The 22,831-nt window shown below is 62.1% G+C and carries 18 protein-coding genes; 8 read left to right on the top strand and 10 right to left on the bottom strand.

The window, feature by feature from the left end; genetic code table 11:
- Positions 1 to 292: hypothetical protein (locus tag ACNHGR_RS24030; protein WP_475289473.1), on the bottom strand; the 292-nt coding region annotated here is incomplete at its 3' end.
- A gap of 116 nt (positions 293 to 408) precedes the next feature.
- On the opposite strand from ACNHGR_RS24030, the gene ACNHGR_RS24025 reads away from it, so the two are divergent.
- Complete coding sequence (locus tag ACNHGR_RS24025; RefSeq protein ID WP_475289471.1) at positions 409 to 738, top strand: hypothetical protein; 330 nt, start codon at positions 409 to 411, stop codon at positions 736 to 738.
- A gap of 651 nt (positions 739 to 1,389) precedes the next feature.
- On the opposite strand, the gene ACNHGR_RS24020 is transcribed toward ACNHGR_RS24025, so the two are convergent.
- From ACNHGR_RS24020 to ACNHGR_RS24010, 3 genes are all read right to left on the bottom strand, one after another.
- Complete coding sequence (locus tag ACNHGR_RS24020) at positions 1,390 to 2,808, bottom strand: CapA family protein (RefSeq protein ID WP_475289470.1); 1,419 nt, start codon at positions 2,806 to 2,808, stop codon at positions 1,390 to 1,392.
- A 98-nt stretch (positions 2,809 to 2,906) separates the two neighbouring features.
- A complete protein-coding gene (locus ACNHGR_RS24015) occupies positions 2,907 to 4,403 on the bottom strand; it encodes a sensor histidine kinase (protein ID WP_184274854.1) in 1,497 nt (498 codons plus the stop codon).
- Positions 4,404 to 4,428: 25 nt separating this feature from the next.
- The gene (locus ACNHGR_RS24010; RefSeq protein WP_475289468.1) at positions 4,429 to 5,094 is read right to left on the bottom strand and encodes a response regulator; all 666 of its coding nucleotides are present in this window, start codon (positions 5,092 to 5,094) and stop codon (positions 4,429 to 4,431) included.
- A gap of 311 nt (positions 5,095 to 5,405) precedes the next feature.
- On the opposite strand from ACNHGR_RS24010, the gene ACNHGR_RS24005 reads away from it, so the two are divergent.
- The 3 genes from ACNHGR_RS24005 (at position 5,406) to ACNHGR_RS23995 (ending at position 11,118) form a co-directional block, all read left to right on the top strand.
- On the top strand, positions 5,406 to 6,998 hold the full coding sequence (locus tag ACNHGR_RS24005; protein ID WP_475289466.1) for a serine hydrolase domain-containing protein: 1,593 nt from the start codon (positions 5,406 to 5,408) through the stop codon (positions 6,996 to 6,998).
- A 74-nt stretch (positions 6,999 to 7,072) separates the two neighbouring features.
- Positions 7,073 to 9,757 carry a TonB-dependent receptor plug domain-containing protein gene (locus tag ACNHGR_RS24000; RefSeq protein WP_475289465.1) on the top strand — a complete coding sequence of 895 codons (2,685 nt, stop codon included), beginning with the start codon at positions 7,073 to 7,075 and terminating at the stop codon, positions 9,755 to 9,757.
- A 62-nt stretch (positions 9,758 to 9,819) separates the two neighbouring features.
- Positions 9,820 to 11,118 carry a M20/M25/M40 family metallo-hydrolase gene (locus ACNHGR_RS23995; protein WP_475289463.1) on the top strand — a complete coding sequence of 433 codons (1,299 nt, stop codon included), beginning with the start codon at positions 9,820 to 9,822 and terminating at the stop codon, positions 11,116 to 11,118.
- A gap of 34 nt (positions 11,119 to 11,152) precedes the next feature.
- Here ACNHGR_RS23995 and ACNHGR_RS23990 read toward each other — a convergent pair whose 3' ends face one another.
- The 5 genes from ACNHGR_RS23990 to ACNHGR_RS23970 are packed head-to-tail and all read right to left on the bottom strand — an operon-like array spanning position 11,153 to position 14,276.
- Positions 11,153 to 11,548: a ketosteroid isomerase-related protein gene (locus tag ACNHGR_RS23990; RefSeq protein WP_475289461.1), complete on the bottom strand. Its 396-nt coding sequence runs from the start codon at positions 11,546 to 11,548 to the stop codon at positions 11,153 to 11,155.
- A gap of 10 nt (positions 11,549 to 11,558) precedes the next feature.
- On the bottom strand, positions 11,559 to 11,876 hold the full coding sequence (locus tag ACNHGR_RS23985; RefSeq protein WP_475289460.1) for a 2Fe-2S iron-sulfur cluster-binding protein: 318 nt from the start codon (positions 11,874 to 11,876) through the stop codon (positions 11,559 to 11,561).
- Entirely contained in the window at positions 11,876 to 12,730 is an 855-nt protein-coding gene (fghA, locus tag ACNHGR_RS23980) for an S-formylglutathione hydrolase (RefSeq protein WP_221417173.1), read from the bottom strand. The genes ACNHGR_RS23985 and fghA overlap by 1 nt, the downstream gene beginning before the upstream one ends.
- Before the next feature lie 7 nt (positions 12,731 to 12,737).
- Entirely contained in the window at positions 12,738 to 13,136 is a 399-nt protein-coding gene (locus ACNHGR_RS23975; RefSeq protein WP_184273803.1) for a VOC family protein, read from the bottom strand.
- Between the two features lie 27 nt (positions 13,137 to 13,163).
- Positions 13,164 to 14,276, bottom strand: coding sequence for an S-(hydroxymethyl)glutathione dehydrogenase/class III alcohol dehydrogenase (locus ACNHGR_RS23970; RefSeq protein ID WP_475289457.1), 1,113 nt, complete (start codon positions 14,274 to 14,276; stop codon positions 13,164 to 13,166).
- Between the two features lie 99 nt (positions 14,277 to 14,375).
- On the opposite strand from ACNHGR_RS23970, the gene ACNHGR_RS23965 reads away from it, so the two are divergent.
- Complete coding sequence (locus ACNHGR_RS23965; RefSeq protein WP_184273809.1) at positions 14,376 to 15,272, top strand: LysR family transcriptional regulator; 897 nt, start codon at positions 14,376 to 14,378, stop codon at positions 15,270 to 15,272.
- A 10-nt stretch (positions 15,273 to 15,282) separates the two neighbouring features.
- Here the strand turns inward: ACNHGR_RS23965 and ACNHGR_RS23960 are convergent, their stop codons facing one another.
- Positions 15,283 to 16,317 carry a LacI family DNA-binding transcriptional regulator gene (locus tag ACNHGR_RS23960; RefSeq protein WP_184273813.1) on the bottom strand — a complete coding sequence of 345 codons (1,035 nt, stop codon included), beginning with the start codon at positions 16,315 to 16,317 and terminating at the stop codon, positions 15,283 to 15,285.
- A 287-nt stretch (positions 16,318 to 16,604) separates the two neighbouring features.
- On the opposite strand from ACNHGR_RS23960, the gene ACNHGR_RS23955 reads away from it, so the two are divergent.
- From ACNHGR_RS23955 to ACNHGR_RS23945, 3 genes are all read left to right on the top strand, one after another.
- Positions 16,605 to 19,298 (top strand): TonB-dependent receptor, encoded by a 2,694-nt coding sequence (locus ACNHGR_RS23955; protein WP_475289455.1) that lies wholly within the window; start codon positions 16,605 to 16,607, stop codon positions 19,296 to 19,298.
- Positions 19,299 to 19,367: 69 nt separating this feature from the next.
- Positions 19,368 to 21,197: an alpha-amylase family glycosyl hydrolase gene (locus ACNHGR_RS23950; protein ID WP_475289454.1), complete on the top strand. Its 1,830-nt coding sequence runs from the start codon at positions 19,368 to 19,370 to the stop codon at positions 21,195 to 21,197.
- 16 nt (positions 21,198 to 21,213) lie between these two features.
- The gene (locus ACNHGR_RS23945) at positions 21,214 to 22,821 is read left to right on the top strand and encodes an alpha-amylase family glycosyl hydrolase (RefSeq protein WP_184273821.1); all 1,608 of its coding nucleotides are present in this window, start codon (positions 21,214 to 21,216) and stop codon (positions 22,819 to 22,821) included.
- The last annotated feature ends 10 nt before the right edge of the window (positions 22,822 to 22,831 follow it).

The following is a 22,831-nucleotide window of genomic DNA, read 5'->3' as shown; positions in this document are numbered from 1 at the left end:
TAGGCCCGACCGACTGAACCGTCAAACCCTTTTTGCAATTTTGTTTCACATTTTTTTGGAGGTTACACGATAAAGCCCATTCCACCGGTGAACGAATGACGGGAAGATCGCCTCTCGATATAAATAAACGCCATGCAGCAAACTGCCCTTTAAGCGCCGGAAACCTGCCCGCATCGACCCGAACCGTCACAACAACCACGGCAACCAGCTTCGTCGGGCTTTCAAAGCCATACCCCCAAAGCTGCGGCGATGGGGCAGGAGACAGCGCGAACTCAATCGCGGGATAAAGCAATAATCTTCGTTAACTCGACCACCTGGACAGTATGATCCAGGCCATAACCGACATCGTGCTACCCGCGGTTCATCTCGGGAAGATGCTGCCCACAAGCAGGCCGGTCTTGTCATCGCATGATTCGATCCCAGTTGCCGCTGGTCGACCGGTTCGAAACAGTCGAGCTTGACGCAGCGATCGCATTGGGCCGGGACTTGTTACCGTCGGCCAGGAACGGGGCGCTCGCCAACGCCATGCCCGACCATCTGGCCGTGCTGCTGGCCGATGCGTCGGCCAGCACTTCGGAGGAACGGCTCCAGCCGCTGTACGACGTCAACTCAGCTATGGAAGGGCTTGTCAGGGCCAGGCCCCATCGACGGCTCTCTCGACACAGCGGGAGCCATGGCCGCACGCGTGCTCGCCGCGATCCTGACCGGCGACAGCGACTGATTTTGGCGAGGATTTGAGGAACGGCCATGCGCATGATGATTTCCAGTTACACTCCCATGCGCGAAAGCCTGTTCAGAAATGGTCGGGTGTGCCCGAACGGTGTTCAGCGACAGGCAAGTAGTTCGTATAGCAGTTGTTTCATCGGAATTCCGTTGGGGGCCTCATATCGGTGGCTAGATTCACGCTCGTCAGCATCACCTGTAAATTGTCAAAGCAGGCTTGGGCGATCGTCCTAGCCATTCATGCTGACGGACACGCGCCAGAATAATATCTTGCGGCTGGTCGTCGACCAAGGCCAAAGGCGCCGTTACGCCTCACCGCTGCTGGATCAGCATGAGGGCAAGATGCTGGTCTACATTAGCGAGATCGAAGTGGGGACAGCTCCCGCTTCTGCTCCAGTTTGAAGCAATTACGCCGCGCCGCAGCCCCCTACGACGAGATCACCACAAATTTCGTCTTTATGGCCCGACTTGCCTGAATATGCCCTCGGCTCCATGCGCATGAGTCCATCTGTCATCCCCAATGGCAGATCACGCAATCTCCTTATCGCGCTCATTGTTGATTTTTAGCGCAACGCTTCAGCGAAATCTTATGAGTATATGAGGATTGATCCGGCCCATTTCTGCCGAATGACGCGCGTGCGAAAATGGGCCGGATGGATACGGTACTTATGATTTGCCGTCCAGCTTGATGATGCCGACGCCGCGATCGATCACGATCCGCGTGCCATAGGGCTGTGACAGGCGCTGGAGCCGTTCGAGGATGCGGGCACCGGTAGCGGCGTCGGCCATGTGCGGCACGCCGCGCCCGGCGCCAGTGGCATTGACGCCAAGGTCAACGGGGTGAAGGCGGATTTCGCTCAGCTTGCCATCGTGGAACTGGCTGACTGCGATTACCGTCTCATAGAGATTGGGATCACCAAATTCCTTTGCCCCGCGCGCCTGGAGCAGCTCGGGCGCAGTGACTGTACCCGGCGTGATGGCAAATTGATCGTACATGTCGGCCGGCAGATCATCGAGCGAGTTGTTCATCATCGCGAAATTGCCGAGCGAATAGAAGATCGGCTTGCCCTTGTAGATTTCGATCCCGCGCAACTGGTGCGGACCATGGCCGACATAGACGTCCGCGCCGGCATCGATCGCCTGATGCGCCAGCGGCTGGGCAAAGTTGGCGATGATCTGGCTGGCATTGCCGGGTTCATGATTGTGCAGCGAGAAGACGACGAAATTGCCGTTCTGCTTGGCCTGACGCACGGCGAGCAGGTTGGCGGCGACATCCTTGGCATTGAGATCATATTCGATCTTCATCGGAGTCGCCGGATTGGCAGTCGCGCGATATTCGCGGCCCTTCATCTTGACCGGCGTGCCGGGCTTGGTCCCGGCAAGACGGGCGATGGTGGCGAGGTCAGCGTCCGACACAAGGCCGATTTCGGTGCTGCGGATGGTGTTGGCGCCGCCACGGCCCGGCACCTTGCCCAGCGGATCGGCGGCAGGCGACATCGGGGTAAAGCTGGTGGTGGCGGAGATCAGGCCGACGCGGCCGAACGCACTGTCATGATAGGCCGGCGCGCGCGCAGCAGTCATGCTGCGGCCGGTGCCGGCAGGGGTGAGGTGCGCGGCGTCAAGCAGGTCGAGCGTCTCGGCCATGCCCTCCACGCCCCAGTCGGTGGCGTGGTTGTTGGCGTGGCTGACGATGTCGATGCCCATCTTCGCAACGTCCGCAGGCACGGCGGGATCGGCCAGCATCCAGGTGCCACCCGATTCGGCCTGCGGCGAACCCTTGAAACCGTTGAGGTCGAGCGCTGTCGTTTCGAAATTGCCGAAGGTGATGTCGGCGCCGCGCAGGATACGCAGCATGTCGGGCGATTGCTTCTCGATCGTCGCCAGCATCGGCCGCAGATAGATGAGGTCGCCCACCGCCGCGAAGCTGAAATTGCCGGCGATCGGCGTGCTGGGGACGGTGGTGGTGGTCAGTTGGCCGCCGCTTTCCTCTTCCTCCGCATGAGCCGGCAGGGCGTTGGTCAGGATGGCGGCGGCACCGGCGCAAAGCAGGGTGCGCAGCGCGCGGCGGTGGAAGATGGCAGGCATGAAGGCGATCCCCTTAGGCAATGCCGGTCAACGGCAGACCCAAAGGAACTTAGCCAAAGCGGCTGACATGAACCTGTCACATAGCAGCGCGTCGCGCGTCAGGCCGGCGCGAGGCGGAAGCGGATGAGGACACAAAGCCCCTGCCCGGTGCGCCCGTCGCGCAGGTCAATCTGTGCGCCCAGCCGGTCGGCCAGTGCGCGGGCGATCGGCAGGCCAAGGCCGGTGCCGGGCGCCGATGTGCGGCCGTTGATGCGGTAGAAACGCTCCCACACCTTGTCCCGCTGGTCGGCGGGGATGCCGGGGCCGTTATCGTCTATTTCGACCACGGCATCCTGTTCGTCCAGCCAGACGCTGACCGCAACCGCGCCATCGGGGCGGTTATAGCGGATCGCATTGTCGAGCAGATTGCCCAGCAATTCGCCCGCCAGCGCTGGCTGGCCCAACGCCATGACCGGCCCGTCCATGTGATTGTCATAGCCGATGTCGAGGCTGCCGGGGGCCTGCGCGGCGCGGTCGGCCGTCACCGTAGCGGCGAGGTCGGCCAAGTCGAAGGGGCGCATCTGCATGTCGCCCTGATCCTCGCTACGGGCCAGCGCGATCATCTGCCGCAGCAACAGTTCCAGCGAATCGATCGCATGGGGAATGTCGGTCAGCGCCGCCTGCCCCTGCGGCGATGTCGGGCCATAGCGCTCCAGCACATCGAGATGGACGCGGGCCACGGCGAGTGGCGTGCGCATCTGGTGCGAGGCATTGGAGGTGAATTGGCGCAGCGAATTGCTCGCCCGCTCCAGCCGGGTCATGAGACCGTTGAAGGCGGCGACGAAAGGGCGGATTTCGGCAGGGTCCGCCCCGCTGCTTTCCAGGCGGAAGGCGGGGGACGCATCCTGTTGCGCCATTTCCACCTGGCGGGTCAGATCGATCAGCGGGCGCAGACCCCAGCGGATTGCCCACCAGAAGAGCAGGCCCGTCACCGCCAGCACCGTCAGCCCGACCAGCAGCACCCGGATCATGAACTGATGCTCATAGGCGCGGCGATCATCGACATAGTCGGCGATCTGGATGACGATCAGGGCGTTTTCGCCGGCAGGACGGCGGATTTCCGTCGCGATGCGGGCAGGCTTGCCGTGCAGTACGCCGTTGCGCAGATAGGCGGCCTGGGTCACCAGCTTTGCGTCGGCAGGGTTGAGATAGCCGCGCACCAGCGGATTGGCCCGGTAGGCGTTGACGAAAGTGGCCGGTGGATGCGGGTCGATCGCGCCATTCCATCGCTCGCTATAGTCGGTGGGCGGTGGCAAAGCGGGGTCGCCCGCCAGCAATTGCCCGCCACGATAGACGCTGTAATGCACGACCGGCCGCGCCCGGCGCTGGAGCAGATGGACGGCGAGCGGCAGGAGATTTTCGCGCTCTGGCGAACGACTATTGTAGACCAGGCTGAGCGTGCGGACCGAGCCGACCAGCACGCGATCGACCGTGTCGGCCTCCGTATCATGCGTCACCCATGCGGTGATGATACCGAACAGGAGGACGAGCGCGGCGAGTGGCATCATCACTGCACCGGTCAGGCGCAGGCGCAGCGAGGGGGGCAGGTTCCGCATCATCGCACTGTTAGCAGATAAAGAGTCAGGCAGCCTCTATCATATAGCCAAGCCCCCGCACGGTGCGGATGGCAGGGCCGGACGGTAGCAGCTTGCGCCGCAGGCGGCCGACGTAGACCTCCAGCGCATTAGGGGTGACAGCATCGTCGAAGTTGAAGATTTCGGCGGACAGCCGCTCCTTGGCGATCACCTTGCCCGGTCGGCCCATGAGCGTTTCCAGCACCGCCAGCTCCCGGCGGCGCAGGTCCAGCATCTTGTCGTCCAGATAGACGGTGCGACTCGACCGGTCGAGCGTCAGGGTACCGATGCGCAGCATCGGGTCCAGTTGCCCCTGACTACGCCGCACCAGCGCGCGGATGCGGGATTCCAGTTCGCGCGGATGGAAAGGCTTGGCCATATAATCGTCGGCGCCGCGATCGAGGCCCTGGATGCGGTCGTCCATCACGTCCCGCGCGGTCAGGATGATGATCGGCGTGGCGGCGCCGCGCGCGCGCAACTGGCTGAGCACATCCAGCCCATCCATGTCGGGCAGGCCAAGGTCGAGGATGATCGCGCAATAGGGTTCCTGGTCGGCCAGCTTCAGCGCGTCTTCGCCAGTGGTCAGGATATCGACGGCAAAGCCAGCCGCTTCCAACGAGGCGACCATGCCGCGGGCGAGCCGCTCATCATCTTCCACCAGCAACAAACGCATGACCTGAATAACCTTCCGTCCTGCGGGCGCTTTCCCGCCATGGACATTAAATTGCGATACGCATCACACACAAGAATGCAAATGCGAAGTGCGCCGGCACCGATCTTGCCTTTGATTACGTGGCCGGCCGTGTCCGCCCCATTGTGTCAGGTTCATGACAGCGACTCCGGTTAGGACAATGGGAAAGACGAATGGCGGGATGACAATCCACAGCCTTCGGGTCGCAAAAAATGACGCGCAAATAAGCGCTTCGCCATTTTCCAAGGGGAATCAGAACTATGATGACGGGTCGCTCCGCGTTTGCGGGGATAATGTTCTGTATAGCCGTTCCGCTGTCAGGCGGCGCTCTGGCGCAGGAGTCCGCGCCGGCCGATTCCGCGTCGCAGGCGCGCCTCGACGCCCTGTTCGCCAAGTGGAACAGCAAGGATTCGCCCGGCTGCGCCGTCGCCGTGTCGCGCAATGGACAGGCGATCGCGACTCGGGCCTATGGCATGGCCGATCTGGAAAAAGCCGTCCCCGCTACGCCCGACAGCATCTATGAAGCCGGATCGGATTCCAAGCAGTTCACTGCCGCCGCCATCCTCATGCTGGCGCGCGAGGGCAAATTGTCGCTGGACGACGATATCCGCAAATATCTGCCCGAACTGCCCGTCTACAGCACGCCCGTCACCATCCGCCACATGCTGCACCACACCAGCGGCCTGCGCGACTGGGGTTCGGTGGCCGCGATCGAAGGCTGGCCGCGCAACAGCCGCACCGCCAGCAACGACGATGTGCTGGAGATCGCGTCGCGCCAGACCGAGCTGAACTTCGCACCCGGCGCCCATTATCTCTACAGCAACAGCAATTATAACCTGGCGGCGATCATCGTCGCCCGCGTCAGCGGCCAGTCGCTCGCCGATTTCACCGCCGACCGCATCTTCAAGCCGCTGGGCATGGCGCATACCAGATGGCGCGACGATCATGGCGAAGTGGTCGCCGGCCGCACCGGCGCCTATGACTATCAAAACGGTGTCTATCGCAACGATCAGGTGATCGAGGACGCCTATGGCAATGGCGGCCTGCTGACCACAGTGGGCGATCTGGTGAAGTGGCAGGCGGCGCTGGACGCCGGCACGTTCGGCCCCGGTTTCACCGATGAGATGCAGACGCCGACCAGGCTCAATGACGGCACCCCCATCGCCTATGCGCTGGCGTTGGTGAACCTGGACCATCATGGCCAGCAGGAAGTCAGCCATAGCGGATCGACCGGCGGCTATCGCGCCTGGATGGCACGCTATCCCAAGCAGAAGCTGGCGGTTTCGCTGCTCTGCAACACCGGCAATGCCGACACACCGGTGCTGGGCCGCGAGGTCGCCGACGTCTTCCTGCCGGCATGGAAGGACAAGCCCTACACGCCCAAGGGGCCGCTGCCGTCGGGCGTCTATGCCGATGGCATGAACGGCTTCCCGGTAAAGTTCGACAGCGACGAGCAGGGTCGCCTGCGCGCCGATGGCAAGCTGCTGACGCCGGTCGGTCCCGGCCGCTGGGCACAGCGCGAGGATATCTTCGCCTTTGGCAAGACCGGGCTGGTGCGCGAAAATCGCGAGGGCGAGAAGGTCGCCTATCGCAAGGTGGAGGCGGTCACGACCTTCGATGCCAAGCCCTATGTCGGCAAGTTTTGCGGCGTCGACACCCATGCTTGCCTGACCTTCCGCCAGCAGGGCGAGGCGCTGGTCTATAGCGGCCCGCGCTGGGCCGACCAGACGCTCAGCCCCGCCTATGCCGACGTGTTCACCGGCGAGGCGATGCCCGAGGCAGGCCACATCACGGTGAAGTTCCAGCGTGACGCCAAAGGCGCCGTCACAGCCCTGCGCTTTGGCGAAGGTCGCGCCTATGACGTGCTGTTCCGCCGGGCCGACTGACCGGATTTCAAGCCATTACAAGAGAGCCGCCGGGTCGCGGCCACATAAAAGCAAGAAGTGAAAAGGGACGATTGATGACGAAGAATGACAAGAACGGGTTGCGACGCATATTGATGGCCGGCACCGCCGGCCTCATCCTCTCGCTGGCACAGGGCGGCGTGGCGATGGCACAGGTCAGCACGCCCGCAGCCGCCGCCGACGACGCCGAACCGGCCATCGTCGTCACCGGATCGCGCATCGACCGCAAAGGATTCGAAGCGCCGACGCCCACCACCATCATCGGCGATACCGAACTGCGCCAAGGCGCCCGTCCCAGCATCGCTCAGGTTCTGAACGACCTGCCGCAGTTCCGCGCGACCCAGTCGCCGGCCAGCACGGTCGCCAACACCAACTCCTCCTCGTCGGCGATGGACCTTCGCGGTTTGGGCGTCACCCGCACCCTGACCCTGCTCAACAACCGCCGCTTCACCGGCGCGACCGACCTCAACACCGTGCCACAGGGTCTTGTGAAGCGCGTCGAAGTCGTCACCGGCGGCGCATCGGCAGCCTGGGGTTCGGGCGCGATCGGCGGCGTGGTCAACATCATCCTCGACGATGAACTGGAAGGCCTGACACTGGGCGCGCAGAACGGCATCTCCTCGCGCGGCGATGGCTATCGCTACAGCCTGAACGCCACCTTCGGCACCAAGTTTGCGGGCGGTCGCGGTCACTTCATGATCGGCGCCGAATATCAGAAGGATGATGGCATCCTCGACCGCAATTCGCGCAAGAATGTCGGCAGCGCCAACCTCTTCTCCCCGACGACGGGTGATCACGACTACATCCTGGTGCGTGACGTCAACGCGTCGAACACCAGCCTGGGCGGCCTGATCAATGCGGGTTCGCTCAAGGGCCAGACCTTCAACACGGACGGCACGCTGCGTGACTTCGTCTATGGCAGCCAGGTCAGCGGCACGACGATGGTCGGCGGCGAAGGCGTGGCCACCAATGACGAATATTCGCTGACCAACCCCTATCAGCGCGTCAACAGCTATGCCCGCGCCAGCTTTGAAGTGGGCGACGCCACCTTCTGGGCGGACGGCAGCTACAGCCGCATTTGGGCCAAATATCCCTTCTACGCGGAAAGCGGCACCTACACCCTGTCGGCGACCAACCCCTATTTGTCGTCGGACATCCAGGCCCAGTTGGCCGCCGCCGGCGAAAGCACGGTCAAGGTCGGCCGCGTGTTCGAGGATTATGGCTATCGCACCTTCGGCTATTATCGCCAGAATGTAGAAGGGTCGGTCGGTGTCGACGGCAGCTTCGCCGACGGCAAGTGGCGCTATTCGGCTTATTACAGCCACGGCGAAAACCGCAACATGCAAAGCTATGACAACCAGATCACCGGCGCGAACCTGACCAACGCGCTGGATGCCGTCCGCGATTCGAACGGCAACATCGTCTGCCGCGTCGCCCTGACCGATCCGACCACGGCATGCAGCCCGCTCAACATCCTGGGCACCGGCACCGCCAGCCAGGCCGCGATCGACTATGTGTTCGGCAACACCGCACGCGTTGTGTACACGACCAAGATGGACAGCGCCGGCACCAGCCTGCGTGGCGACCTGTTCGAAACCTGGGCCGGTCCCGTCTCGGTCGCCGTCGGCGCCGAAGCGCGCTGGGAAGAGCAGGTCACTAACAGCCTGGACGCCGTGTCGGCGGCCAAGGGTTTCAGCCGCTTCAACTTCTCGCCGCTCGACGGTGGGTTCAACGTGCAGGAAGGCTTCGCCGAAGTCGCCGTCCCGCTGCTGGACCAGCCGTTCAGCAAGCTCGACGTCAATGGCGCGGCCCGCTACAGCCGCTACAGCACCAGCGGCGGCATCTGGTCGTGGAAGCTCGGTCTGACCGATCGCATCTTTGACAATCTACTCATTCGCGTGTCGCGTTCGCGGGACATCCGTTCGGGCAGCCTGGCTGAACTCTACACCACCACCACGACCAGCTTCACCACGGTCGCGGAAAATGGCAGCACCTATTCGATCACCCGCTATGGCGGCGGTAACGCGAACCTGAAGCCCGAAATCGGCAGCACGCTGACTCTTGGTGCCGTGTTCACGCCGACTTTCCTGCCGGGCTTCAACTTCTCGGTCGACTATTACAACATCAAGCTAAAGGACGCGATCACCTCGCTCGGTGCGCAGGACGTCATCAGCGGTTGCGCCGGTGGCAACGACAATCTGTGCAGCCAGATCGTCCGCGACAGCGCGGGCGCGCCCACGACCATCTACACCACCTACATCAATCTGGCCGAATATCGGACCAAGGGTGTGGATATGGAAGCCACCTATACCTTGCCGCTCAGCAAGGTCAGCGGTGGTCTGGGCGGTACGATGCGCTTCCGCGGCCTGGCGACCTATGTGCCCAAAGTTATCATCGACGGCGTGAACCGTGCCGGCGACGTGGGCGACAATGTCAGCTATGGTACGCCGCACTGGCGCGCCACTGGCGCGATCAACTACACCAGCCAGGATGTGTCGGTTGACGCCCGCGTTCGCTATGTCGGCGGTGGCAAGTTCAACCACCTGCTCGACATTGCCAACAACGACATCGCCGCTCGCGTCTACGTGGACCTTGGCGCGCAGGTGAACATCGACAAGTTCACCCTGTTCGCCAACGTCAACAACCTGTTCGATCGCGATCCGCCGCTGACCACCTATGGCGCGATCCACTATGACACGATCGGCCGTTACATGACGGCAGGGGCGAAGGTTCGCTTCTAAGCGAAAAAGGCTATGACGGCGTCCTCAACGGACGCCGTCATGATCGTAACAGGGGATGTGAGATGAACCGGGCATTTTTGAAATCCATTCTGGCGGGTTCGCTCCTGTCCCTTTCGGCAGGGCTTTGCGGCGCTACGCTCACCGCTGCCGACACGAAGCTGATGGCGACCATGAAGGCGCGACCGGTAGTGAAGGCCGCCCTCGCCGCGCTTGAAACAGAGCATGACCAGTGGGTCGAAAACATCATCGCCCTGACCCAGATCCCCGCCCCGCCCTTCAAGGAAGCGGTCCGCGCGAAGGCCTATGCCGACATGTTCAGGGCGGCGGGGCTTGGCGATGTCGAGATTGACGAGGAAGGCAATGTGCTGGGCCTGCTGCGCGGTACCGGCAAGCCGGGCGGCAAGCTGGTCGTCGTATCGGCGCACCTCGACACCGTATTCCCCGAAGGCACGGACGTCACCGTGCGCCGAGAGGGCGACAAGTTGCACGCGCCGGGTATCGGCGACGATGTCGCCGGCCTCGCCACCCAGCTGAGCCTGATCAAGGCACTGGCCGCGGCGAAGATCAGGGCCCCTATGGACATATTGTTCGTCGGCGATGTCGGCGAGGAAGGGCTAGGCGACCTGCGCGGCGTCAAGCATCTGTTTCTTAAGAGCAAATATAAGGACCGCATCGCCAGCTTCTTTTCGATCGACGACGGGTCGGTCGATGGCCTCACCAATGGCGGCGTTGGGTCCAAACGGTACAAGCTGACCTTCAAGGGGCCGGGCGGCCACAGTTTCGGCGCCTTCGGCATCGTCAACCCGATGACCGCAATGAGCCAGGCGATCGTCAATATCTACAATATCCCGATACCCAAATCGCCCAAGACGACCTTCAGCGCCAGCGTGGTCGGCGGCGGATCGTCGGTCAACGCGATTCCGCGCGAAACCTGGCTGCAACTGGATATGCGGTCGGAAAGCGCGGCCGAACTGGCCAAGCTGGAACAGGCGGTGCTGGCGCAGGTCGATGCCGGCGTGGCGGCGGAAAATGCAGCCCGATCGACCAGGGACGGCGCGATCAGCGTGGACAAGCAACTAATCGGCGATCGCCCCGCCGGCAGCACCGACGCGGCCAGCCCGCTGGTCCGGCAGACCATCGCCGCCTATGCAACCGAAGGTGTAACCGCGCGGCTTAGCTTCTCCTCAACCGACGCCAATGTGCCGATGAACCTGGGCATTCCGGGCATCACCATTTCGCGTGCGGCTACCGGCGGGCGCGGCCATTCGCTAGACGAATGGATCGACGTCAGCCCAAGCGAGTCACTGAAGGTGAAGCGGATGAACTTGCTCGCCATCCTCGCCGCGGCGGGCTATCGATAAAATGTTGGCAGCGCCCGTGCTCGCGGGCGCTGCCTTACCCGATCTGCGTTAGCCAGTCGGCCAGATTATAATGGTTGCTTACCCGCGCAATCTTGCCAGCGCGAAATTGGAAGAAGGTACCGACCCGTAACCGATAGGCCTGTCCACGGGCAGCGGGCAGGTCACCGTCCGTTGCGAGATACCGGCCGGTCAACATGAATTCAGCGGCACCATATGCGCCGTCCACCGTGCTTAGGAAGACAGGATCTATGACCTCCTCCTTGTAGCAGCGGTTCATGTGGTCGAGAAACTCGGCAAAGACCGTTTTGCCTTCACGGACGCTTCCTTGCGATGGTTCATGCACGACATCGTCGGTTAGCAATTCCAGCATTGCCGCAGCATCGCCCCGATTGAAGGCGGCATAATATTGGCCCAGTAGGTCGGCACTCATCTTTCTTCCTTCAGTCTTCGGGCGCGATGACGACCCGCAGGCCGTCCAATGCCCCAGTCAACGGAATCTGACAGGACAGCCGCGAACGGTCCGTGCGATGGTCGCTGCTGTCGAGAAGGTCTTTTTCATCGTCGCTCAAGGGCGGCAGATCGCCGGCGCTATCCGGCTCGACATAGACATGGCAGGTGGCGCAGGACGCGCAGCCGCCACATAGCGCCAGCAATTCATCCAAGCCATTGTCGCGCAGCGCCTCCATCAACGAGATGTGCGCCCCAGGATCAATCGTTCGCTCAAGACCGCTACGATCGGTCACATATATCTGAACCATCAACCTGCCGATTTTTTCAGACGATCCGCGTGCCAGCGCAGATGGTCCGCCATGAAGGTGGAAATGAAATAATAACTGTGGTCGTAACCCGGTTGCAGGCGCAGCGTCAGTGGAATACCGGCCGCCTTGCAGGCGTCTTCCAGCAATGCCGGCCTCAACTGTTGGGTCAGGAAAGTGTCGGCATCGCCCTGATCTACCAGCAGGTCCGACACGCGCGCACCGTCCTCAATCAGCGCTACGGCATCATGCTTGCGCCATACTCGCTGGTCGCCACCAAGATAGCCGGCCAGCGCCTTCTGGCCCCACGGCACCTGAGACGGCGCAACGATGGGGGAAAATGCCGAAACCGACCTGTATCGATCCGGAAAGCTGAGGCCGATGGTCAGGGCGCCATGCCCCCCCATACTATGTCCCATGATCGCCTGACGATTCATATCCGCCGGGAATTCCGCACCGATCAGATCGGGCAATTCCTGCGTGACATAACTCCACATGCGGTAATGCGGTGTGAAAGGCTCCTGTGTGGCGTCGACATAGAAGCCTGCGCCAAGGCCGAAATCATAAGCGCCTTCGGCATCGTCCGCGACAGCCTCGCCGCGCGGCGATGTATCCGGCGCGACGAAAATAAGGCCGAGTTCAGCGCAGAGGCGTCGGAATTCGCCCTTTTCCGTCACATTGGCATGGGTACAGGTCAGGCCGGACAGATACCATAGCACAGGCAGCTTTGCGCCCGGCTCATGATCGGGGACGTAAACGGAAAACACCATGTCCGTGCCGGTGGCGGCAGAGGCGTGCTTGTACACGCCCTGCACGCCGCCGAAGCTGCGATTGGTGGAAAGCGCTTCGATCGCCATAGCCGCCTTATGCCGCCGTGAAGGTGTAGGCACAAACCTTGTTACCTGCTGGGTCGCGCAGATAGGCAGCATAAGCGCCGGGCAGATGGCCCCGCGGACCAGGTTCACCCTCGCAGGTGCCGCCAGCGGCCAGTCCCGCCGCATGGAAGGCATCGACGTCAGCCGGCGAGGCAGCGGCGAAACCAATCGTGACGCCATTGCTGGATGGTGCTTCGCCATTCCCCGGACGCAAGACGAGCAGTGCTGGCTTGTCCTTGCCGTACAAAACGATGTTCTCGCCGAATGGGCCAAGATTGTTGACGCCCAGCGGTGCCAGCACGGCATCGTAGAAAGGCGTGGACACGGCCAGATCGCTCGCACCGACACAGGCGTGCGAAAACACGCCGTCACCCGAAATAACAGCCATTTTATCTTCCTAGATGATGTTGCTTGTTTAAAAGACGACGACGGAACGAATGCTCTCGCCCGCGTGCATCAGGTCGAACCCCTTGTTGATGTCCTCCAGACTGAGGACATGGGTAATCATCGGATCGATCTCGATCTTTCCGTTCATGTACCAATCGACGATCTTGGGGACGTCGGTACGGCCCTTGGCGCCGCCAAAAGCGCTACCCTGCCACACACGGCCGGTGACCAGTTGGAACGGACGGGTAGAAATTTCCTTGCCGGCTTCCGCAACGCCAATCACGGTCGACACGCCCCAGCCGCGATGGCAGGCTTCCAACGCCTGCCGCATGACTTCGGTGTTGCCAGTGCAATCAAAGGTATAATCTGCGCCGCCGTCGGTCAGGGCGACGAGATCGGCGACGACTTCTGGCGTGCTCTTGCCCAGCGGATTGTAGAAATGGGTCATGCCGAACCGGGTGCCCCATTCCGCCTTGCTGTCATTGATGTCGACACCAATGATCTTGTTCGCGCCCACCATTCGGGCAGCCTGAAGAACATTGAGGCCGATGCCGCCAAGGCCGAACACGATCAAGTTGGAACCAGGCGTCACCTTCGCGCTATTGATGACAGCACCGACGCCGGTGGTCACGCCACAGCCGATGTAGCAGCTCTTTTCGAACGGCGCGTCATCACGGATCTTCGCGACGGCGATGTCGGGCAGGACCGTGAAGTTCGAGAAAGTCGAGCAGCCCATATAGTGAAAGATCGGCTGGCCCTTGTAGCTGAAGCGGGTCGTGCTGTCGGGCATAAGCCCCTTGCCCTGGGTCGCACGGATCGCGGTGCAAAGATTGGTCTTGCCGCTAAGGCAGCTTTTGCACTGACGACATTCGGGCGTGTAGAGCGGAATGACGTGATCGCCGGGTTTCACCGAGGTTACGCCGGGGCCGACCTCACGCACGATGCCAGCACCTTCATGCCCCAGGATGGAAGGGAAGATACCCTCACTGTCAAAACCATCCAGCGTGTAGGCGTCGGTATGGCAAATACCGGTTGCCATAATCTCGACCAGCACTTCGCCGGCCTTTGGGCCTTCCAGATCGACTTCCACGATTTCGAGCGGCTTTTTGGCTTCGAATGCGACGGCGGCACGGGTCTTCATGCGACTTCCTCGATTGATGTCATGACAGGCCTCTACCATTACGCCACTGATGCGTTAATATGGATTTTTGGAAATAGACTATGTCATTTGAGGGATAATATGTCCGCCTGGGATGGGATCGACGAGTTTATAGCCGTGGCAACCACCCGCTCCTTCACTGCTGCTGCCAAGGTGATTGGCATGTCCCCAACCCATGTCAGCCGGTCCATCATGGCGCTGGAGCAGCGCGTACAAGCCCAACTCTTCCACCGCACCACCCGCACGGTGCGGTTGACCGATACCGGACAGGCGTTTTTCGAACGATGCGAACGCATTGCACAGGAGCGCGACGAAGCGATCGCGCTGGTCGGCGAAAAAGGCGAGCCGCAGGGCGAATTGCGGATGACGTGCTCCACCGCCATGGGCGAGCGGTTTGTTGCGCCGATCATCCGGAGGTTCGCCATGCCGCACCCCAAACTCAATGTGACCATCGACCTGTCCAACCGCATCGTCGACCTGGTCGCAGAAGGCTATGACCTGGCGATCCGCACTGGCCATGTGGCAGATCCGCGTCTGATCGCGACGAGGGTCGCGTCCCGCACCCTGCACACTTGCGCGGCGCCCACCTATCTCGCCCGTGCAGGCACCCCGAACAAGGTGAGCGATCTGAGCTCACACGAATGTATCGTGGGCAGCAGCACAACCTGGCATTTCACCGTCGCCGGAAAGGAAGCACTCCATCATCCCAAGGGGCGTTTCCGCTGCAACAGTGGCGACGCAGTGATGGAAGCCTGCATTTCCGGCCTCGGCATCTGTCAGTTACCCGATTTCTACATCCTGCCCTATCTGAAACATGGCATGGTGGAATTGGTCCTGGAGGATTATCAGCCGGAAGACGAACCCATCTGGGCAGTCTATCCGCAACGCCGGCACTTGCTGCCCAAGGTGCAGATGGCCGTCGACAGCCTGCGCCATGAATTAGGAGCAGCGATGAACATGCCGGCATCCGGCGTGTAGAAGAGGCGCTTCAGCCGCCCGTGCTGCGCCGGACCACCAGCCGTGCCGGCAATGTACTGGGCGAGACGGGGCGCCCTTCCACTTGCGCGACCAATGTGTCGACCAGCAATTGCCCGGCGCCCTTCATGTCTTGCATGATGGTCGTGAGCGGCGGTGTGGTCAGGCTTGCTGCCGGAATGTCGTCGAAGCCGACGATGGCGACATCATCAGGCACAGAGAGGCCGGAAGCCACAAGTGCACGCATTGCGCCGATGGCGATCAGGTCGCTGGCAGCGAAAATGGCGTCGAAGGCTATGTTCCTGTCGATCAGGGTACAGGTGGCGGCATAGCCAGCGTCCTCCGCCGTTAGCGCATCGACCTGAAGCGCGGGTTCGGGCGCGATATTCCGCACCGCCATTGCATCACACAGTCCCGCATAACGATCGGCAAATTCGGGATAATGTTCGTCGGCATGGCCCAGAAAAGCAATGCGGCGGCGGCCCAATCCCAGCAGATGCTCGCCTGCCAGTCGTCCTGCGCCGACATTGTCCGATCCCACCGTCGGCCCGATCGTGTCAGCCCCGACAGATCCCCAACGCACGAAATGAGTGCCATGCTCGACCAGTTCGGTAAGCCGCCGCGCATAATGGGTATAATCGCCATAACCGAGCAGGATCAGGCCGTCGGCGCGATGACTGTCCTGATAACGGACATGCCAGTCATCCTCCATCTTCTGAAAGGATATCAGCAGGTCCAGCCCACGTGCGCCGCATTGCCGGGTGATCGACCCCAACATGGCGAGGAAAAAGGGGTTGATATTCGATTCGTCGGGAGTCGGATCTTCGAAGAAGAGCAGAGCGATCGTATTGGACCGCTGCGACCGGAGCGAGGAGGCATTTTTGTCGACCGAATAGTTGAGTTCCCGCGCGATCGCCTCAATCCGCTCGCGGGTGGCGCGACTGACCGAGCGTGACCCGCGTAACGCACGGCTGACCGTGGGCTGCGACACGCCGGCCAGATAGGCAATATCGAAGCTGGTTGGCTTGCTGCTGGGCTGTCGCCCCATCTTCCCTCTCCCGGCGCGGCGCGAAGAACTGATGCGCCACAGTCATGGTAGGGGCGCTGGGAAAACAAGGCAATTGCGTCCTTCCGGCCGGGCATAATCGTGGCCATCCAGTCACAGGCCGCCTGCCCACATCTATGCGCATACGTATGCCTGCTGGCGAGTTGGATCAGGCGCAGCGTATGAATGCGCCACCCGCAGGAACGTGGCGCTGCACAGCCACGCCTGCGGCGAGGGTTTCCAGCACCGGCGAACAGGGTCTGTCCGGTGTTCATGGGGGAGAGGATAAAATGGCTCATCATCACAATCGTGTCCTGTTGCTGGGCGCTTCGCTTTTGGCCATGACGGTCAGTCCGTCGCTCGCGCAGGAAGCGCCGCAGGTTGACGCTGCGCCGCAGGATAATGGCGCTGACACGATCGTCGTCACTGGGTTCCGCGCCGCGCTGCAAAGCGCCGTCAATGTGAAGAAGAATGCCGCGCAGATCGTGGAATCGGTGTCGGCCGAGGATATCGGCAAGCTACCCGATGCATCGATCGGCGAATCCATCGCCCGCCTGCCCGGCCTGACGTCGCAGCGCCTGTTCGGCCGCGCCAATTCGATTGCGATCCGTGGTGCCAGCGCTGACCTGTCCTCGACCACGCTCAACGGCCGGCCGCAGACGTCGACGGGTGAGCAGCGCAATGTCGAGTTCGACCAGTACCCGTCCGAAGTCGTCAGCCGCGTCGACGTGTTCAAATCACCGCAGGCGAACCTGATCAATCAAGGTCTGGCCGGTACGGTCGACATCCGCACCATTCGCCCGCTCGACTATGGCAAGGAACTGTTCTCGGTCGGTGCGCGCGGCGTCTATACCGACCTTGGCAAGGTCAATGCCGACAGCAAGGACAAGGGCTATCGCCTGACCGGCACCTATGTCGGCCAGTTTGCCGGTGACCGGATCGGCGTATCGCTGTCGGCCGCCTATAATGACGAACCTTACCAGTCGAAGGAGTTCGAGGCCTGGGGCTATGCCGACGGGCCGGATGGCAACAAGGTAATCGGCGGCATCAAGCCGTTCGGCGTGTCCACGCAGCTAAAGCGTCTGGGCATTCAGGGCGCGGTGCAGGTACAGGCGACCGACACGCTGCTGCTGACCTTCGATGGCTTTTACGGCGACTTCAAGGAAAAGCAGATCAAGCGCGGCGTCGAATTCCCGCTCTACTGGAGCGGCGCGACGCTGGTGCCGGCCAGCATCGGTACGGACGGCAATTTCATCAACAAGGGCACCTTCACCGGGGTCGAGGCCGTGGTCAACAACCATGGCTATGAACGAAAGTCGAAGATATTCTCGGGCGGTTTCAACGCCAAATATACCGGCGACGATGGTTGGTCGGCCAGCTTCGACTTCGGCTATTCCCGCACCGACCGCAACGAATTGTCGCTCGAATCCAATGCCGGCACCGGCTATGGTCCCGGCAATGGCGCGACCGACACGCTGGATTTCGTCAGCGACGGCAAGGGTACGCATTTCACCAGCCACCAGCTGGACTATAGCGATCCCAATCTGATGGTGCTGACCGATCCGCTCGGCTGGGGTGGCGGCGCGCCGCTCGGCCATCAGGAAGGCTATTATAACAACCGCATCATCGACGATGAGATCAAAAGCTATCAGGTCGAATTCGGCAAGGAGATCGAAGGCAGCTTCCTGTCGAAGATCACCGCGGGCCTTGGCTATGTCGATCGCACCAAGTCCAAGACGCCCGAAGAATATGTGCTCAATCTGGCGAACGGCGCGACGTCGCTGGTGCTGCCGGAACAATATCGTCTGGCCGCGACGGACCTCAGCTTCATCGGCGTTGGCCCGATCCTGTCCTATGATCCGTTCAAGCTGCTGAGCGACGGCGTTTACATCAAGACGCTGAACCCCAGCAAAGATGTGCCGGCCAAGGCCTATTCGGTGACGGAGCGGGTGATGTCGGCCTATCTGATGGCCAATATCAAGTCCGACGTGGGATCAGCCGAACTGAGCGGCAATTTCGGCGTGCTGGCCCAGAATACCGAGCAGAAGTCGCGCGGTTTCGTCAATCTGGCGGCGGCGGACCTGGTGCCGACGACGCGGGGCGACAATTATTGGGATATCCTGCCCAGCATGAACCTGTCGCTGCGCTTCCCCAGCGATTTCGTGGTTCGTCTGGCGGCGGCGCGCGAGATCCAGCGCCCCCGGTTCGAGGATATGAAGGTCAGCCTGGACTATGGCTATAATACCGCCAGCGGCGTCATCACCGGCACCGGCGGCAACCCGTATCTCCGTCCCTATCGCGCCTGGGCAGCCGACCTCAATTTCGAAAAATATTTCGGGACCAAGGGCTATGTCGGCCTGCAACTCTTCGCCAAGAAGCTGCAAAGCTATGTCTATCGCGAGACGGCAGCCTATGATTATACTGGCTTGCCCATCGTGCTGCCGCCGGGCGTCACCGACCCCGAAGGCACGCTGACCCGGCCGGTCAATGGCAAGGGTGGCAAGCTTTATGGCTTCGAACTAGCCGGCACGGTGCCGTTCGACATCATCACGCCGGCACTGGACGGTTTCGGCCTGACCGGCGGCATGGGCTATACCAAAACCAGCATCAAGCCGGGCGTCGGCGCCGCGTCGGAAGACCTGCCCGACTATTCGCGCTGGGTTGCCAACGGCACGCTCTTCTTCGAGAAATGGGGCTTCAATGCGCGCGGGTCGGTGCGTTATCGCTCTTCCTTCGTCGGCCAGTTCGTCGGCTTCGGCGGTGAGCGCGAACTGCGCCGTGCGCTGGCGGAAACCATCGTCGACGCTCAGGTCGGCTATGATTTCCAGAAGGGCAGCGCGCTTGAGGGCCTGTCGGTCTTCTTGCAGGGCCAGAATCTGACCGACGAACCCTTCGTGTCGGTGGACACAGGGGCGTCGATCCAGATCCGTAACTATCAGAGCTATGGCCGCCGCTTCATGGCGGGCTTCAACTACCGCTTCTGATGTGTAGAATGACCCGGCGGCCAAGTGTCGCCGGGCCTTTTCTAAGGTTCAAGCAAAGGGGTGTCCCTGATGGGTCGAACGGCCACGAATTTGCTCGTGACGGCCGCCGGAATGGCTGCGGCCCTGATCGGCGCGGCAGGTGCGCAGGCAGACACGCTGTCCGACCTGCGCGCCCGCAAGCCGGAACAGGAAATCGTCTATTTCGTCCTGCCCGACCGGTTCGCTAACGGTACACCCGCCAATGACAAGGGCGGCCTCAGGGGCAGCTCAATTCAGACTGGCTATGACCCCACATCGCGCGCTTTTTATCATGGCGGCGACCTCAAGGGGCTGACCGCGAAACTAGACTATATTCAGGGACTGGGCGCGACCGCGATCTGGCTAGCGCCGATCTTCAAGAACAAGCCGGTGCAGGGTGCCAAGGGACAGGAAAGCGCCGGCTATCACGGCTATTGGGTGACGGACTTCACTACGGTCGATCCCCATTTCGGCAGCGACGCCGACTTCAAGGCTCTGGTCGATGCCGCTCATGCGCGCGGCATGAAAGTCTATATGGATATCATCGCCAACCATACGGCCGATGTGATCCAGTATCGGGAAAGCCCCACCAGCGCCCCCCCCTATCGCAGCAAGGCCGACTATCCTTGGTCGCGGCAGGGTGGCGCATCGGGCAAGCCGATCAATGACGGTTTCGCCGGCGACCATGACAGCAGCGACGCCAACTGGGTGAAGCTGACCGACCCGGCCTTCGCCTACACACCGGTCGTACCGAAAGGGGAGGAAAAGGTCAAAGTCCCCGCATGGCTCAACGACCCGATCTATTATCACAATCGCGGCGACACCGACTGGAAGGGCGAGAGTTCGCAATATGGCGATTTCGTCGGCCTCGACGATCTCGCCACCGAAGACCCGCGCGTCGTCGCCGGCTTCATCGAGATCTACAAGGGCTGGATCGACCGCTTCGGCATCGACGGCTATCGCATCGACACCGCCCGCCATGTGAACCCGGAATTCTGGCGCGCCTTCATCCCCGCCATCCGCGCCCATGCGGCGGCCAAGGGCATCCCCAACTTCCACATCTTCGGCGAAGTGGCGACCGACGCCTATGATCCGGCGCTGCTGGCCAGTTGGACCCGCAACGCCGCCTTCCCCGCCGTGCTCGATTTCGCCTTCATGCGCGCCGCTGTCGATGCGGCCAGCGGCAAGACAGGCACCGACACGCTCGCGCGCCTTGGCGAGGATGATGTTCTTTACGAGGGCGGGAAGGCGGCGGCGCTGCAACTGCCGACTTTCCTCGGCAATCATGATGCCGGCCGCTTCGCCTATTTCCTGCGGCAGGCGAAGCCCGGCATGAGCGCTGACGAGGAACTCTCGCGCGATATTCTCGGCCATGCCATGCTGCTGACCCTGCGCGGCGTGCCGACGCTCTATTATGGCGACGAGCAGGGGTTTGCCGGCACCGGCAATGACCAGCAGGCGCGACAGGACATGTTCGCATCCAGGGTCGCCGAATATAATGGGGTCCGGCTGGTAGGCACGCAGGCGACCACCGCGACCGACAGTTTCAACACCGACCATCCGCTCTATCGCGCGATCGCAGCCCTGGCGAAGGTCCGTCGCGATACCCCCGCCCTGTCGCGCGGCGCGACGATCCTGCGCACCGGTTCGGACAAGCCCGGCCTCTTCGCCGTCTCCCGCATCGATCCCAATACGGGGCGCGAGGTTCTGGTCGCCTTCAACACCTCGGCCGCTCCGCTGTCGGGCCATATCGCGGTCGATCCAGCCAGCGGCGGTTTCACGTCGCTGGCCGGCAGCTGCCCGGCAGCCGTCCAGGCGCCGGGCAGCCTTTCCCTCTCCCTCCCCGCCTTCGGCTATGCCGTCTGCGCCGCCAAACCCTGAAAACGGAAACGCCTTCATGACGCTTGCGACGACATCGACCGATCAGCCCTGGTGGAAGGGCGCGGTAATCTACCAAATCTATCCGCGCAGCTTTCAGGACAGCAATGGCGATGGCATCGGCGACCTGAACGGCATCACTCAGCGGCTGGAGCATGTAGCCAAGCTCGGTGCGGACGCCATTTGGATTTCGCCTTTCTTCACCTCGCCGATGCGCGATTTCGGCTATGACATCGCCGATTATTGCGATGTCGATCCGATCTTCGGCACGCTCGCCGATTTCGACGCACTGGTGACCCGCGCGCATGAATTGGGCCTCAAGGTCACGATCGATCAGGTCTACGCCCACACGTCCGACCTGCACGACTGGTTCACGCAAAGCCGCGCCAGCCGTAGCGGCGACAAGGCCGACTGGTTCGTTTGGGTCGATCCAAAGGAAGACGGCACCCCACCCAACAACTGGCAGTCGGTCTTCGGCGGCCCGGCCTGGACCTGGGACGGGCGGCGCGGCCAATATTATATGCACCAGTTTCTGAGCAGCCAGCCACAGCTCAACGTCCATAATCCGGCAGTGCAGGGTGCGCTGCTGGGCGCCATGCGCTTCTGGCTCGATCGCGGCGTCGACGGCTTCCGGCTCGATGCGCTCAACCATTCGATGCACGATCCGCTGCTGCGCGACAATCCACCCGCGCCCGACAATGGCAAGCCGCGCACCCGCTCCTTCGACTATCAGATCAAGAAATACAGCCAGTCGCATTCCGGCGTGGTAGACTTCATCAAGCGTATCCGCACGTTGTGTGACGAATATGGTGCGATCTTCACCGTGGCCGAGGTCGGCGGCGACCTCTCCGAAAAGGAAATGAAGGCCTACACTGCGGGTGAAAGCCACCTAAACAGCGCTTATGGCTTCAACTTTCTCTATGCCGACGCTCTGACGCCCGCGCTGGTCGCCGAAACGGTCGAGCGCTGGCCCGACGAACCGGGGCTTGGCTGGCCGAGTTGGGCGTTCGAAAATCATGACGCTCCGCGCGCGGTGTCGCGCTGGTGTGCGCCCGAAGATCGCCCCGCCTTCGGCCGGCTGAAGGCGATGCTGCTGGTCGCGCTTCGCGGCAACGCCATCCTCTATCAGGGCGAGGAACTGGGCATCACCCAGGTCGATATTCCCTATGAGCGGTTGCAAGACCCCGAAGCCATTGCCAACTGGCCGCTGACCCTGTCGCGCGATGGCGCGCGCACGCCTTTGCCTTGGGTGGCCGATGCGGCGCAGGCAGGCTTCAGCACAGCTGAACCCTGGCTGCCAGTCGGGGACGAGAATATCGCCCGCGCCGTCGACGCGCAGGAGGGCGATGCCGCCTCGCTGCTCAACCACACTCGCGCCATGCTGGCGCTGCGCAAGGCGCATCCGGCGCTGTGCCATGGCAATCTGGAAATACTGATTGCCGACGACCAGCGCCTGCTCTTCCGCCGTCAGGCCGACGGCCAGTCGCTGCTCTGCCTGTTCAACCTGTCGGGCGAACCGGCGGCATGGCCCGAACAGATCGCGCCGACCAACAAGCTGCTCAGCGCCGTCAACGGCGCCACGCCGGGCCTATTGCCGCCTTTCGGCGCGCTGATGATCGAAGAATAAGGAGACGCCC

Source organism: Sphingobium sp. RS1, assembly GCF_056156825.1.
This window is presented reverse-complemented; position numbering and strand designations above follow the sequence as displayed.